Origin of the sequence: Paenibacillus artemisiicola (assembly GCF_017652985.1) — a bacterium.
GTDB lineage: Bacteria > Bacillota > Bacilli > Paenibacillales > Paenibacillaceae > Paenibacillus_Z > Paenibacillus_Z artemisiicola.
Map to the genome: position 1 here is coordinate 28,368 of NZ_JAGGDJ010000037.1, position 13,236 is coordinate 41,603.

General features: G+C 64.8%; 13 protein-coding genes. 1 reads left to right on the top strand and 12 read right to left on the bottom strand.

Translation table 11 applies throughout. The features are described 5' to 3' along the window. Positions 1-43: 43 nt before the first annotated feature. From I8J29_RS26010 to I8J29_RS26045, 8 genes are all read right to left on the bottom strand, one after another. Complete coding sequence (locus I8J29_RS26010; protein WP_208850287.1) at positions 44-1,378, bottom strand: ABC transporter permease; 1,335 nt, start codon at positions 1,376-1,378, stop codon at positions 44-46. Further along, positions 1,371-2,273: an ABC transporter ATP-binding protein gene (locus I8J29_RS26015; RefSeq protein ID WP_208850288.1), complete on the bottom strand. Its 903-nt coding sequence runs from the start codon at positions 2,271-2,273 to the stop codon at positions 1,371-1,373. Before I8J29_RS26015 ends, I8J29_RS26010 begins: the two co-directional genes overlap by 8 nt. Then, complete coding sequence (locus I8J29_RS26020; protein ID WP_208850289.1) at positions 2,274-3,173, bottom strand: ABC transporter ATP-binding protein; 900 nt, start codon at positions 3,171-3,173, stop codon at positions 2,274-2,276. Beyond that, positions 3,170-3,610 (bottom strand): GntR family transcriptional regulator, encoded by a 441-nt coding sequence (locus I8J29_RS26025; protein ID WP_208850310.1) that lies wholly within the window; start codon positions 3,608-3,610, stop codon positions 3,170-3,172. The genes I8J29_RS26020 and I8J29_RS26025 overlap by 4 nt, the downstream gene beginning before the upstream one ends. A gap of 23 nt (positions 3,611-3,633) precedes the next feature. Next, positions 3,634-4,356 (bottom strand): hypothetical protein, encoded by a 723-nt coding sequence (locus I8J29_RS26030; RefSeq protein ID WP_208850290.1) that lies wholly within the window; start codon positions 4,354-4,356, stop codon positions 3,634-3,636. Between the two features lie 428 nt (positions 4,357-4,784). Then, positions 4,785-5,312 carry a hypothetical protein gene (locus tag I8J29_RS26035; RefSeq protein ID WP_208850291.1) on the bottom strand — a complete coding sequence of 176 codons (528 nt, stop codon included), beginning with the start codon at positions 5,310-5,312 and terminating at the stop codon, positions 4,785-4,787. Positions 5,313-5,479: 167 nt separating this feature from the next. Then, positions 5,480-6,961 carry a (Fe-S)-binding protein gene (locus tag I8J29_RS26040; protein ID WP_420831163.1) on the bottom strand — a complete coding sequence of 494 codons (1,482 nt, stop codon included), beginning with the start codon at positions 6,959-6,961 and terminating at the stop codon, positions 5,480-5,482. Beyond that, positions 6,954-8,369, bottom strand: a complete 1,416-nt coding sequence (locus tag I8J29_RS26045) for an FAD-linked oxidase C-terminal domain-containing protein (protein ID WP_208850292.1) — start codon at positions 8,367-8,369, stop codon at positions 6,954-6,956. The genes I8J29_RS26040 and I8J29_RS26045 overlap by 8 nt, the downstream gene beginning before the upstream one ends. A gap of 170 nt (positions 8,370-8,539) precedes the next feature. On the opposite strand from I8J29_RS26045, the gene I8J29_RS26050 reads away from it, so the two are divergent. Further along, a complete protein-coding gene (locus tag I8J29_RS26050; protein WP_208850293.1) occupies positions 8,540-9,247 on the top strand; it encodes a FadR/GntR family transcriptional regulator in 708 nt (235 codons plus the stop codon). 108 nt (positions 9,248-9,355) lie between these two features. Here I8J29_RS26050 and I8J29_RS26055 read toward each other — a convergent pair whose 3' ends face one another. From I8J29_RS26055 to I8J29_RS26070, 4 genes are read right to left on the bottom strand one after another with little or no spacing between them, the layout of a single operon-like run. Then, entirely contained in the window at positions 9,356-9,901 is a 546-nt protein-coding gene (locus tag I8J29_RS26055; protein WP_208850294.1) for a D-lyxose/D-mannose family sugar isomerase, read from the bottom strand. Between the two features lie 45 nt (positions 9,902-9,946). After that, complete coding sequence (locus tag I8J29_RS26060; protein ID WP_338113287.1) at positions 9,947-11,170, bottom strand: carbohydrate kinase family protein; 1,224 nt, start codon at positions 11,168-11,170, stop codon at positions 9,947-9,949. A gap of 2 nt (positions 11,171-11,172) precedes the next feature. Then, positions 11,173-12,333 carry a Gfo/Idh/MocA family protein gene (locus tag I8J29_RS26065; protein ID WP_208850295.1) on the bottom strand — a complete coding sequence of 387 codons (1,161 nt, stop codon included), beginning with the start codon at positions 12,331-12,333 and terminating at the stop codon, positions 11,173-11,175. Between the two features lie 2 nt (positions 12,334-12,335). After that, positions 12,336-13,181: a class I fructose-bisphosphate aldolase gene (locus I8J29_RS26070; protein WP_208850296.1), complete on the bottom strand. Its 846-nt coding sequence runs from the start codon at positions 13,179-13,181 to the stop codon at positions 12,336-12,338. Positions 13,182-13,236: the final 55 nt, after the last annotated feature.

The following is a 13,236-nucleotide window of genomic DNA, read 5'->3' on the forward strand; positions in this document are numbered from 1 at the left end:
GTCGTTGTCGGCGACGAAGAAGAACGGCGAGCTCCGGCTCCCTTTAGCGGTAGGCCCGCATCGCCTTGAACAGCTCTTTCATCGACGGCTTCTTGCCGTACATCAGCACGCCCGCGCGGTAGATCTTGGCGGACAGCCAACCGGACGCCAGAATCGTGACGACCAGCACCGCGATCGACAGCCATACCTGCCAGATCGGCGGGTCGGACAGTCCGAGCCGGACGACCATCGCGTACGGCGAGAAGAACGGGATGAACGACGAGACCTTGATCAGCATCGAGCCCGGCGCGTTCAGCCCGCCGAACATGCAGATGTAGAAGCCCGCGAGCGACAGCATCGTGATCGGCAGCACCGCCTGGCCGAGATCCTCCGTCCGGCTGACGATGGAGCCGACGGCCGCGAACAGCGTCGCGAACAGGAAGAAGCCGGTCAGGAAGAACAGAATCGCGTAGACGAGCAGGACCGGATCGATCTTGTCGAGCGAGATGCCGAGGTCGCCGAGCTTGTCGGCGTTCTGCGGCAGCGTCATGTTGATGACGATGACGACGATGTAGACGGCCAGCTGCGTCAGCACGACGAGGAACATGCCGAGGATTTTGCCGAACATCGCCTTCAGCGGCGCCACGCTCGTGATGAGGATTTCCATGACGCGGGAGCTCTTCTCCGCCGTGATCTCGCTCGCGATCATCTGGCCGCTGATCATGATCGCCATGAACAGCATGAAGAGGATGACGTACACGGTCACCATGTCCATGGCCTGCTGCTCCTTCGTCTTGCCCGTGCCGATGGAGCCCGCGCCTTCGGCCGTGGAGATCTGGACGGTGTCGAACTGAATCGGCTTCGTCAGCAGCGTCTTCAGCTCGTCGCTCAGCCCGCCGCCGTTAATGACGGCGTCCATCTTGACCGCCTGCAGCGCCGTCGTGAGCGACTGCGACACCTTGGACTCCATCAGGCTCTCGGACTTGTACGTGACGGCAGGGAAGCCGCCGCCCGCCGGATCCGGCGCGAATGCCACGTAGCCGTCGACGGCGCCGTCCGCGACCGCCCGCTTCAGCGCCTTCTCGTTCGCCTCCGCCGAGCCGGCGTCCGCGATCGGCACGAGCTTCAGCTCCGGCTTCTCCTGCGCCGCGTAATACTTGCCGAGACTGTCGGCGATGCGCGCCGGCGTGAATAGCTGCGACTGCGACTGTTCCGCCGCGACGGCCGCATAGCCGACCGCCGTCGGCTTGCCTTCGCCGCTGAACTTGGAAATAATATAGGGCAAATTGATGCCGATGCTCATGATAATGGCGATGATGATCGTCGTGATGAGAAACGCCTTGCCCCGAAGCTTGTTTTTGGCCGTGAATCCGACCACCGTCCAGAAGCCGTTATTCATGGTTCTCACCTACCGTCTTAATAAAGATTTCGTTCAGCGTCGGTTCCATGATCTCGAAGCGCTGCACCCCGGTCTGCGCCATCGCCAGCTCCAGGATTTCCCTGCCCGCCGCTTCGTCGTCGACGAACAGCTCGTAGCCGTACTCGTGGCGCGTGACGCTTCGCACGCCGCCTGCGTTCTCCAGCCCGGTCACGTCGCCGTCCGTCGCCAGAATGACGCGCTCCCGCGGAAACTGCTTTTTGATCGCCTTCAGATTGCCCTGCAGCACGGGATTGGATTTGTGCAAAATCGTGATGTTGCGGCACAGCTCCTCGACGTGCTCCATCCGGTGCGTCGAGAACAGGATGCACGAGCCCGCGTCGCGCAGCTCCTTGACCGTCGACTTCAGCAGCTCGACGTTGACGGGATCGAGGCCGCTGAACGCTTCGTCCATGATGACGATGCGCGGGTGATGAATGACCGCGGCGATGAACTGGATCTTCTGCTGGTTCCCCTTGGACAGCTCCTCGACCTTCTTGCCGTAATACTCCGGCACGCCGAACCGGTCGAGCCAGCGCTTCAAGTTCACGTCGGCGTCCTTGCGGGACATGCCGCGCAGCTGCGCGAGGTACAGAATTTGGTCGCTTACCTTCACTTTCGGATAGAGGCCGCGCTCCTCGGGCAGGTAGCCGAGCCCCTGCAGCTGCTCCTTGCCGTAAGCCTTGCCGTCGTACAGGATCTTGCCGGAATCGGGATAAATAAGGCCGAGCACCATGCGCATCGTCGTCGTTTTGCCCGCGCCGTTCGCGCCGAGCAGGCCGTAAATCTCGCCGGGCGCGACGTCGAAGCTGATGCCGTTCACGGCGGTCTTGTCGCCGTACTGCTTGAAGACGTGGTTGAGCGATAAAGCATTCATTTACATAACTCCTCTCGCATGTTCGGTGAGATGAATCAGGATATCGTCCAGCTCCAGCTTTTGCTTGCTGACGAGCGTTGCGCCGGCTTCGGCCAGCCAGCGCTCCGCCGCATGCGCCGAATCCGTCACGATCCGGTACGTCGTGCCTCCGGCCGCCTCGAAGCCGCGCAAGCCGGGCATCGCCTTCCAGTCGGTCGACCTTCCCGCGTCGTCGACGTACATCGTCTGCCACGACTCCAGCAGCGCGTCCTTCTCGTACATTCCGAGCACCCGGCCGTGGACGACGAAGACGATGTAATCGGCCAGCCGCCGGACCTCGTCCACGATGTGGGACGCCATCACGATCGTCCGGTCGCCCCGCTCCATGTAGCGGTGCAGGACGTCGATCATCGTTTTCCACGCGATGGGGTCGAGGCCCGAGGACGGTTCGTCGAGCAGCAGCAAATCCGGATGATGCGCCATCGCGAGCGACAGGTCGTACTTGCGCCGCATCCCTTTGGACATTTTGCCGAGCTTCAGTCCGGCGTCGATCTCGAAGCGCCGCAGCAGCTCGCGGTAGTAATTAACGTCCCAGCCGGGGTACCACGGCCGCACGAACGCCGCCTTCTGGTCGCCGGATATCTTGTCCTCGAGGTCGATCGCTTCCTCCGGCACGTACCCGATGCGCGTCTTGTACGCCGTGTCGTCGCCGTCGCCGACCCGCCGCCCGAGCAGGCTGACGCGTCCCGCGTCCGGCCGCGCCAAGCCCAGCATCAGCCGGAACAGCGAGCTTTTGCCGGAGCCGTTCGGCCCGACGATCGCCGTCACGTACCCCGCCGGGATGGCCAGCTCGACCGGTCCCAGCTCGAAATGCGCCCTTCGCTGCACCAGCGCTTCGATCGCCACAGCCGCTTCCGTCATGTCGATTCCCCCTCCTCGCCCGAAGGCGTCTTCGCTTGTCCCGTCTCGTACGCCGCCCGTTTCCGCCGCAGCGCTTCGAGCAGCATCTCCACCAATTCGCCGTCCGTAAACTGCACCCGAACGCCCGCGTCCGCCGCCGTCTCGATCGCCTCCATGACCGCGCCTCGCCGCTGGTTGTCCCGCAGCGCGTCGTCGACCTTGGCCACGAACGTGCCCGTTCCCTGGCGGGTGCGCAGCAGGCCTTCGTTCTCGAGGTCCTGGTACACCCGGCGGATCGTAATGACGCTGCATTTCGTCTGCTGCGCCAGCTCGCGGATCGAAGGCAGGAGCGTGCCCTCCGGCATCTGCCCGCTGACGATGAACGCGCGGAGCTGCACTTCGATTTGGCGGTACAGCGGTTCCGCGCTCTGTTCATTCAATTGGATCGGTATCCACACCGCTGCCACCCCTTTCCCGGCCCCTAGAGCAGCAGATTGCGCTTCGCAAGCTGCCTTCGGGCCAACCGCGCGACTAGGCACGTGGCAAGCGCGCCCGCCAGCAGCGCGACGGCCGGCCAGACGGCCCGATGATCGCGGGCCGCTTCGATCGAAGCGAACATCAGGCTCGTATGCGTCAGCCACAGCACGATGCCGACGAGCACGTAGACCGCCACGTAGCTGAGACAGACCGCGAAGTAGACCTTGCCGTGCAGCGTCTGCTCGAAAAACACGTACGTGGCGCCCGCCGCCATCGCGTAGCCGTACCACGTCAGCGCGTACAGCGCGTAAGCGCCGGGCGAGAGCAGCTCGCGCACGCCGCTCATGACGGCATACTGCAGGGTGAAGAAATACGCGGCCACGACCGTCAGAACGACGACGTGCTGCACCATCCGCGAGAGCACGATCGCATTCCAGCTGATCGGGAGCGTGCGCCAGTAAGCCAGCTTGCGGGAGAACGGATCGCGGCTCCAGTAATGCATCATGTTGCGGTTCATGACGAACGCCATGTTCGGCAGGATGGTCAGGTAGAGGAAATCGCCCAGCCAGCCGAAGCGGCTCGCCGTCCCTTTCTCCCACATGTCCTGAAACACCGGCATCATGACCACCGCGACGTAGGTGAAAAACACGAACGTAAAAATCAATCCGCCCCAGGAACGCCGCCCTTCGGAACGAAGCAGCGTCATCGCGCCTTGCCAAGTCGTCATCGTCGCTTCAGCTCCTTCGGTTTATATACTGTATATATTCATATACACAGTATAATCACTGCTGAATCGGATTGTCAATGGCTGGGAAAGGGAAATTTCGGAAGTTTGCGGCGAGGGAGGCGGAGCGTCGTTAGTCGTTATGGCAGACGAGGTGCACGGGGCGATGCGTGGGGCGGGTTATGGGGTAGGCGGGTGATGCCGTGGGCGGGTGATGCCGTGGGCGGGTGAGTGGCGAATGTGCGGTACGACGTACCGTTCTTGCGGCGATTTCGCCTCCTTTTGACGAATATGCGGTACTAGATACCGCACCAGTGGCGTTTTGCCGCCGCGCGGCCTCTACGTACACCTTTCACCGCGCCGGACGCATCCCCGCGCCAAAATAAAAAAACCGCCAACCCTGCGCCATGCGCTTGGTTGGCGGTTTAAGCTCAATGGATGCGTTCCTGCGGCGCCGGCGAGCAGCCGGCGCACGTGCAGCCGGCGGCATGCCGGGCACGAAGCGTCACGTTCGGTCCGGCGCCCGCTCCGGCGCCCGGATTGGCGACGGGTGCCCGCCGCCGTTCGCCGCCGGCCTCCGGACTACCGTCCATCGCCTTCAGCATGTGCAGCAGCTCCTCGTCCTCCTTCATCCGGGCCGCGAGATCGAAGTAGATGTCGCTTAGCTGCGGCGGGGACGCCTCTCGGTCATATTCCCCGGGAAATCGGCTCAACGCCCGGACGGCTGGCCGTTTTCGGCCGAACGGACGCATCCGCCCGCGGGGGACCGCCGGAAGGGCGGCCGCTTCCCGTTTTAGCACGAACAGCAGCAGCAGCGCCGAGATGAGCATCACGACGCCGGATTTCCAGGAGGCCGTAAAGCCGAGCACCAGGAAGGCGAGCAGAATCGCCGGGTAAATGAACACGGCGGTAAACAGAAAGATCAGCAGCCTGGCCAGGAACGATGTGAACGCGTTCATTGATGCGCAACCCCCTTGCACCCGATGTTACTCATACTTATGCGGCGAGGGGTTATCCGTATTTTGAGCATTCGGTGGCGGGCAGCCGACTATCCGCATCGACATTCGCTCGGCATCAACGAAGCGGCCCGGAACGTCATCGTTCCGGGCTGCTGGCTTCGCGACGCCTAGGCGTCCTTCCCGCACATCCGTTCATGCAGAAAATCGACCAAATGAACGGCCTTCATTTGCCCGCTCATGCCGTGCTTCTCGATGCCGTGCTTCATCTGCAGCAGGCAGCCGGGATTGCTGGTCAGCAAATAATGGGCGTCGGTGCGCCTCACGTGCTCCATCTTGTGATCGAGGATCTGACCCGCCATTCGCGGCTCCGTCAGGTTGTAAATGCCGGCCGAGCCGCAGCAGCGCTCCGCTTCGAACAGCTCGACGAACTCGGCGTTCGCCACGCTGCGCATCAGCTTCCGCGGCGCGTCCGAGGAACGCATCACGTTGCGCAAATGGCACGAATCCTGGTACGTGATGCGGACCTGCTCGCCCGACGCGAAGCCGACGCCGCCGCTGCACGAACCGCCGCAGCCGCCGCTTTCCGCGGCATGGCCGCCGTTAGGCGCCGCAGTCGCGCCGCCGACGACGGAGCCGGCACCGGCCGCGACCGCCGCCTGCGCCGCGGCCCGCAGCCGCCCGTGCTCGACGAGCAGCTTGCTCACGTCGACCGCGCGCTTCGCGAACCACGCCGCGTCGTCCGCCCATTGCGGATCGTCGTGCAGCAGATGATCGTACTCGACGAGCAAGGCCCCGCAGCCGCCCGCGTTGGAGACGATCCACTCGACGCCGGCCGCCTTGAACGCCGCGATGTTGCGCTTCGCCAGCGCCTTCGCGCCGTCCTGCTCGCCGCTGTGCGCGTGCAGCGCGCCGCAGCAATTTTGCGACTCGGGGATGACGACGTCGAAGCCCGCTTCGTTCAGCAGCTCGACCGTGTGCTTGTTCGTCTCCGTGAACAGCACGTCCATGATGCAGCCCCGGAACAAGCCGACCGTCGCGATCCGCTCGCCCTTCGCCGGATGGAACGCGCCGATCTGCTCCGCGACGCCCTTGTACGAAGCATCCGGCAGGATCGCTTCCATCTCGCGCATATGCGCCGGGAACAGCTTCATCAACCCCGCGCCGCGCGCGAGCTTGCGCAGGCCGGTCCGCTGGTACAGCATCAGCGCGCCGCCGAGCAGGCGCATCCGGTTCTGGTGCGGAAACAGGCCGTCGAACGCGGTCCTCCGCGCGGCCTTCACCCACCGGCGGTGCGTCGTCGTATGCCGCTCGACGGAGTCGCGCGCCTGCTCCAGCAGCTGGCCGTACTTGACGTCGGCCGGACAGGCCGGCTCGCACGCGCGGCAGCCGAGGCAGTGGTTCATCTGCGTCTCGAACGCCTCGTCCGGATCCAGGATGCCGTCGGCGACCGCCTTCATCAGCGCGATGCGTCCGCGCGGCGATTCCGCCTCGATGCCCGTCTCGCGGAACGTCGGGCAGGCCGGCAGGCAGAAGCCGCAGCGCATGCAGTTCGTCAGCTGGTCGTAATCCAGCGTCCGCTTCAGCGTCGCCGCGAGCTCGCCGCAGCCGCCGGCTTCCGCCGGAAGGAGATCGCTCAGCGTCTTAGCCACGGTGCAGCACCACCCTTTTGCGCGCCGATTTGGCGAACATTTTGCCCGGATTCAGGATGTTATGCGGGTCGAACGCCTTCTTGATCGCCTGCATGACCTCGATGCCGGCCGCGCCTACCTTCCATTCCAGGTACGGCGCCTTCACGAGCCCGACGCCGTGCTCGCCGGTAATCGTGCCGCCGAGGCGGATGGCCGCTTCGAAAATCTCCGCGAACGCCTCTTCCACGCGGTGGATCTCGTTCGCGTCGCGGGCGTCCGTCGTCGCCGTCGGATGCAGATTGCCGTCGCCGGCGTGGCCGAACGTGCAGATCGTTACGCGGTGGCGCTTCGCGATCTCGTTGATCGCGAGCACCATGTCGGCGATCTTGGAGCGGGGCACCGTCGCGTCCTCGAGGATCGTCGTCGGCCGAAGGCGGGCCAGCGCGGTGAACGCGCTGCGGCGCGCCGTCAGCAGCTTCAGCGCCTCCGCTTCGTCGGCGGCGATGCTGACGCGTTCGGCATTCTCGCCGCGGCAGATCTCCGCGATCCGCGCGATGTCGCGCTCGACCGTCTCCGCCTCGCCGTCCTGCTCGATCAGCAGAATCGCGTCCATGTCGAGCGGCAGGCCCAGCTTCGCGAAATCGTCCACGACGCGGATCGTCGGGTTGTCGAGAAACTCCAGCGTCGCCGGGATGATGCGGCTCTCGATGATTTTGGACACGGTCCGCGCGGCGCCGTACAGATCCTTGTACATCGCGAGCATCGTCTTCTTCGTCTTCGGCGGCGGAACGAGCTTCAGCGTCGCTTCCGTGATGACGGCGAGCGTGCCTTCGGAGCCGACGAGCAGCTTCGTCAGGTCGTAGCCCGCGACGTCCTTCATCAGCTTGCCGCCGGTGCGGATGATTTCGCCGCTGGCCAGCACCGCTTCCAGGCCGATGACGTAGTCCTTCGTCGTGCCGTACTTGAGGCCGCGCAGGCCGCCGGAGCATTCGGCGATGTTGCCGCCGATCGTCGAGATCGCCATGCTGCTCGGGTCCGGGGGATAAAACAGGCCGAGGCTTTCCACGTGCGTAATGAACGCTTTCGTGTTCAGGCCGGGCTGGACGGTAGCGGTCAAGTTCTCGAGGTCGATCTCCAATATGCGATTCATCCGGTGCATGACCATGACGACGCCGCCTTGAACGGGCACGGTGCCGCCGCACAAATTCGTCCCGGAGCCGCGGCTGATCAGCGGAACCCGGTGCTCCTGGAGCACCTTGACGATCTCGGATACCTGGGCGGTCGTCTCGGGATAGACGACGCCGTCCGGCAGCGATTGCAGCATCGGCGTGCCGTCGTACGAATGGGTAACGAGCGATTCCGGATCGTCCTTGAACCAGCCCGGGCCGACGATGGCGCGCAGCTTGCCGGCGACTGCTTCTTGCAGCATGGATAACTCCCCTTTGATGAAGGTATAATGGAAAATAGATCAGGTCGTCTGATGACTTTGTTTTGAAAGTAGTATAGCATAAGATGGGAGAATGCTAAACCCCGAAAATGCCGGTTTCGCACCTGCATCCGCCATGCATTCACCATCGACGCGCCAAGGAGGCCCGCTTCATGTCCAATCACGAACGCCCGCTCAAGAGCAACGAGTGGGTCGCCCGGCAGCTGCTGCTCAAGCTGACCTCCGGCGAGCTGTCGCCCGGCGACAAGCTGCCGTCGGTCGTCGACCTCGCCGCCGAATACGGCGTCGGCCGCTCCACGATCCGCGAAGCGCAGAGCGCGCTGAAAGCGAAAGGGCTGCTCGATATCCGCCAGGGCGGCGGCACGTACGTCAAGTCCCCGCCGGAGGAGCCCGCGTTCGCGCAGGAAGCGTGGCTGGACCGCGCGGATTCGCTGCTTCAGCTGCTCGAGGTGCGCAAGGTGCTCGAGACCGGCTGCGCCGGCCTCGCCGCGAAGCACCGCACCGACGACGACCTGGCCGCTATGAACGCGACGCTGCGGGAGATGGAAGAGCGCCTGGGCGACGAAGCGTTCGGCGAGCAGGCCGACGTGCGGCTGCACGAGCAGCTCGCGAAGGCGACGCATAATCCGATGCTGGCGGAGCTCATGAAGTCGCTGTCGGAGCGGCTGCACGAGAGCATGCGCGACACGCGGTCGCTCTGGTTCTACGCGGAGCATCGGTCCGCGAGCCGGCTGCTCGAGGAGCACCGGTCGATCGTATCCGCCGTCGCGAGCCGCGACGAGGCGCTCGCCGCCTCCCTCATGGAGCGGCATCTCGCCAAGGTCGAGCAAGTGCTGCGCGAAAAAACCGGCATCCGCTAGGGGATGCCGGTTTTGCTTATTACGGTTTGCTATTACGGTTTGCTGATACGGTTTGCTTCTACGGTTTGCTTTTACGGTCTGCTGTTGCGGGTTGTTGTTACGATTCGGTCAGTCCTCCGTGACGACGGGAATCCGCACCACGTTCGGATCCGTGAAAATATCGAATTCGTCCCGGCTCGTGCTCGAGAACTCCGAAACGATCGCGCCCGTCTCCCCCGCCTGGAACCAATGCTTCGTGCCCGGCGGAATCGTGTACTGCTGGCCGGGATGCAGCTCGATCTCGTGGAACACCGTGTAGAACGACTCGCTTCCGGCCGGCACTTCGGCCTGGATCGTGCCGCCGTTGCCGCCTTCGACGTACAAATAGACGACGCCGTGCCGGCAGCGGAACGTTTCCGTCTTGCCGGGATCGTCCCCGACCGGCGGATGCAGGTGCTCCGGACAGGTTTGGTTCGGGAACAAGACAAGCTCCTTCGCGCAATAACGGTCCGTATTGATATACGTGACGAGCTGCAGGCCCTGAAGCTCCAACTTGCCGAGCCCGAACTCCGCCACCTCGACGTGTTCTCTCTCCTGCGGCGTCAAAATAATGCCGATCGCGTCCAACATATCCGCGGCGCGATGCTGCGCCGCGACGACTTCGCTGCGTTTCATGCCGTCACCCTCCTGGTATTATAGTATCCGCATAATGATTTCCAGTCATCCCTGCCGAAATCCTTTTTCTGCCGGTCCGTGCCATATCCCTTGTTCGTCCTCCCGCCAGCCCGGCAGCGACAGCCTCACGCCGCGTTTGCGCCAGCCCGCGGCCATGCGCGCCTGCACGGCTTCCCACGACGGGACGCCGCTCGTCGCGTCCGCCTGCTCCACGTTGCAGGCCCCGACGGCAACCGCGCCGCCGACGCACGCCTCCGGGCCGAGCCCCTTCAACAGGCCGGCGAGAAAGCCCGCGATCGTGCAGTCGCCGGCGCCCGTCGTGCCGGCCTCCGCGACTTCGAAGCACGGCGCCAGCAGCTCCCGGCCGCTCCACGATTCGAGCGGCGCCGTGGACGTCACGGCGCCCATCGCGGCCAGCCGGGCGGCGTCGTCCGTCGTCCGCAGATAGAGGCCGTGCTCGCCGAGCTTCAGCGCGACGACGGCGGCCCCGAGCGCCAGCAGCTCCTCCGCCAGCTCGCGCAGCAGCGGCCCGTCGGCGAAAGGCAGCAGGTCGCTGCCATGCGCCGCGGCCAAGGCGTCGTAACGTTCCCGCCGCAGCATGTAGAGAATCTCTTCGAAGCTCGGCAGGAACACGTCAACGTACGGGAGCGCTTTCACAAAAATGCCGCGCCAATCGGCTTCTCCCGCCGGCGACGCCGGGTCCGGCTTCGCGAGGTCGAGCGACACCGTCAGCCCGCGCCCCTTCGCCTTGGCGAGCAGCCCGGCGAGCTCGCCGCCGCCGTCCGCGTACATTCGCCGCATGAGCGGCGGATAGCCGAAATGGAACAGCCGCGCCCCTTCCAGCGCTTCCTCCCGCAGGTCGTCCGCGGCGAACGTGTCGTTCGCGCCGGTGCAGTGCAGAAAGATGCGGTCGATGTTCGGCGGGCTCACCACGAGCGTATAGGACGTCGGCTCGCCCGGCGAGACGATCATGCCGTCCGCGAGCTCCTGCCCGTAGTCCCGCAGCACGCGCGCGATCGCGCCGCCGAACAGATCGTCGCCGATCTTGCCCATCAGCTTCGCCGGCACGCCGAGCCGGTGCAGCGCGAGCCCCGTGTTGGAGACGGCGCCTCCGGCGGCGATGCGCGCCGAGCCGATGTCGACCAGCTTGCCCGGGACGAGCATCGTCCCCATCCCGTCCTTCATCTCCGGCATCGCCGGAATGACGTCCAGGCAAATATGCCCCGCGACGACGACCTCGGCCGCTCCGCGCCTAGCCGTTCCGCTCACGGTCAATTCCCCCAATCGATCGCCACGGTACTGCCGTCGCGCTCCGAGGCCAGCGCCGCCGTGAAGACGCGGTGGCTGCCGAGCGCTTCCTCCGGCGTCGCGCAGCGGAACGGCTGCGACATGCCGTCCGCGCCGTGGGCCAGCTCGTCGCAGAACGCCGCCCACATTTGCAGGATGGAGTCGGAGAAGCCGAATTCGAAGATGCCGCCGGTAATCGTGCCGTACGCCGACTTATACGGCGCGTCGACGATATGCCATGCCTGCGGCCGGCCCGGCGAATACGGCAGGGACGCCACCTGCTTCGGATGCTTCGTGCTGAATTCCGCCGACAGCTCCGTGCCCTGGATGCGAATGAACCACGTGTTGGCATGCCCCGGCGCGATCCGCTTCGTCGAGAGCACCATCGGGAACCGCTGGTCCTCCGTCCGGACGTCGCAAGCGAGAATCGCGTTGTCCCACGTCTCGCACGGCACGGTGCCGCCTTTGCCGTCCGGGCGTTCCGGCACGATTTTGCTCAGCAGCGCGCGCACGTTCGCCGGCCGCCAGCCAAAGCGCAGCGGCAGATGCAGCACGTGCATGCCGAGATCGCCCATGCAGCCGTATTCGCCGTTCGTCGCGATGCGGCGCTTCCAGTTGATCGGCTTCGCCGGATCGAGGTCGCTGGCATGCCAGAAGCCGGCCTCCACCTCGATGATGCGGCCGAACCGGCCTTCGTTCACCCACTGAACGACCTGCTGCGCGCCGGGGTAAAACGGAAATTCCGACGAGCAGCGCACGACGACGCCGGGATGGGCCGCCAGCGCGGCGCCGATGCGCGCGTTCGCGGCCGCGTCGATGCCGAACGGCTTCTCGCCGAGCAGATGCTTGCCGGCTTCGATGATGTCGACGTAGAGCTGCGCGTGCAGGTGATGCGGCACCGCGCAGTAGACCGCTTCGACCGCGTCGTCCGCAAGCAGCTCCTTGTAGTCGCCGTACGCGCGCTCCACGCTCGGCACCTGGCGCGTGAACCATTCCGTCGCCGCGGGATTCGCGTCGCACACCGCCACGATGCGAGGCTCGAAGCCGACGCCTTCGAGATGCAGCCATCTGGCGGCGGCGCTTGCGAATTCTTTACCCATCAAGCCGCAGCCGATAACCCCGAAACGGATCATTCGTTTGCTCATGGCTACCGCGCCTCCCCGCCGGCCAGCATCGCCAGCGCCTGTTCCGCCGGCGCGCCGTGGTGCACGATCGCCATGAGTGCGTTCGTCATGCCCGCAGGATCCGGGTGCTGGATGACGTTACGGCCGTACACGATGCCGGAAGCGCCTTGCCGCATCAATTCGACCGTCCGGGCGACGATCTCTTCGTCGCTTGCCCGGCCGCCCCCGCGCACGAGCACCGGCACGCCGGACGCGACCTCGATCACGCGATGGTACTCCGACACGTCGTCGCACGGATCCGCCTTGATGACGTCGGCGCCCAGCTCGACGCCCTGACGTACGAGCGGCATGATTTTGCGGATGTCCCCGTCAACCATGTACCCGCCCTTCGCTTCGTTCGGCAGCATGACGAGCGGCTCCACCATGAGCGGCATGCCGTATTTCTCGCATTCGCTCTTCAGCAGCGAGATGTTGCGCACGCATTGGCGATGCAGCTCCGGCTGGTTCGGCAGCAGCAGCAGGTTGACGCATACCGCGACGGCGTCGAGCGCTACGGCCTTCTCGATCGCTCGGTCGATCAGCTCGCTGAACAGGAAGCTCGGCAGCTCCGTGCCGTAGATATTCGCGGCGTCCGTGCGCAGCACGAGCCCCGGCTTCCGCTTGCCCGGCACCTCCTGCAGCCATTTCGCCTGCCCGATGCTCAGCTGGATGCAGTCCGGGTTCGCCTCCACGATCGCGCGCACGGCCTCCCGCATGTTTTCGATGCCGTTCAAGAACGAGATTTCGTTGAAAAACCCGTGATCCACCGCCACGTCGAAACATTTCCCCTGCTCGCTGAACATCCGGTTAAGCCTTGGTTTGACCGACATCCGCATCCATCTCCCTCAGTTCCGTTAGAACAAACAATGTTCGTTTATAACATTA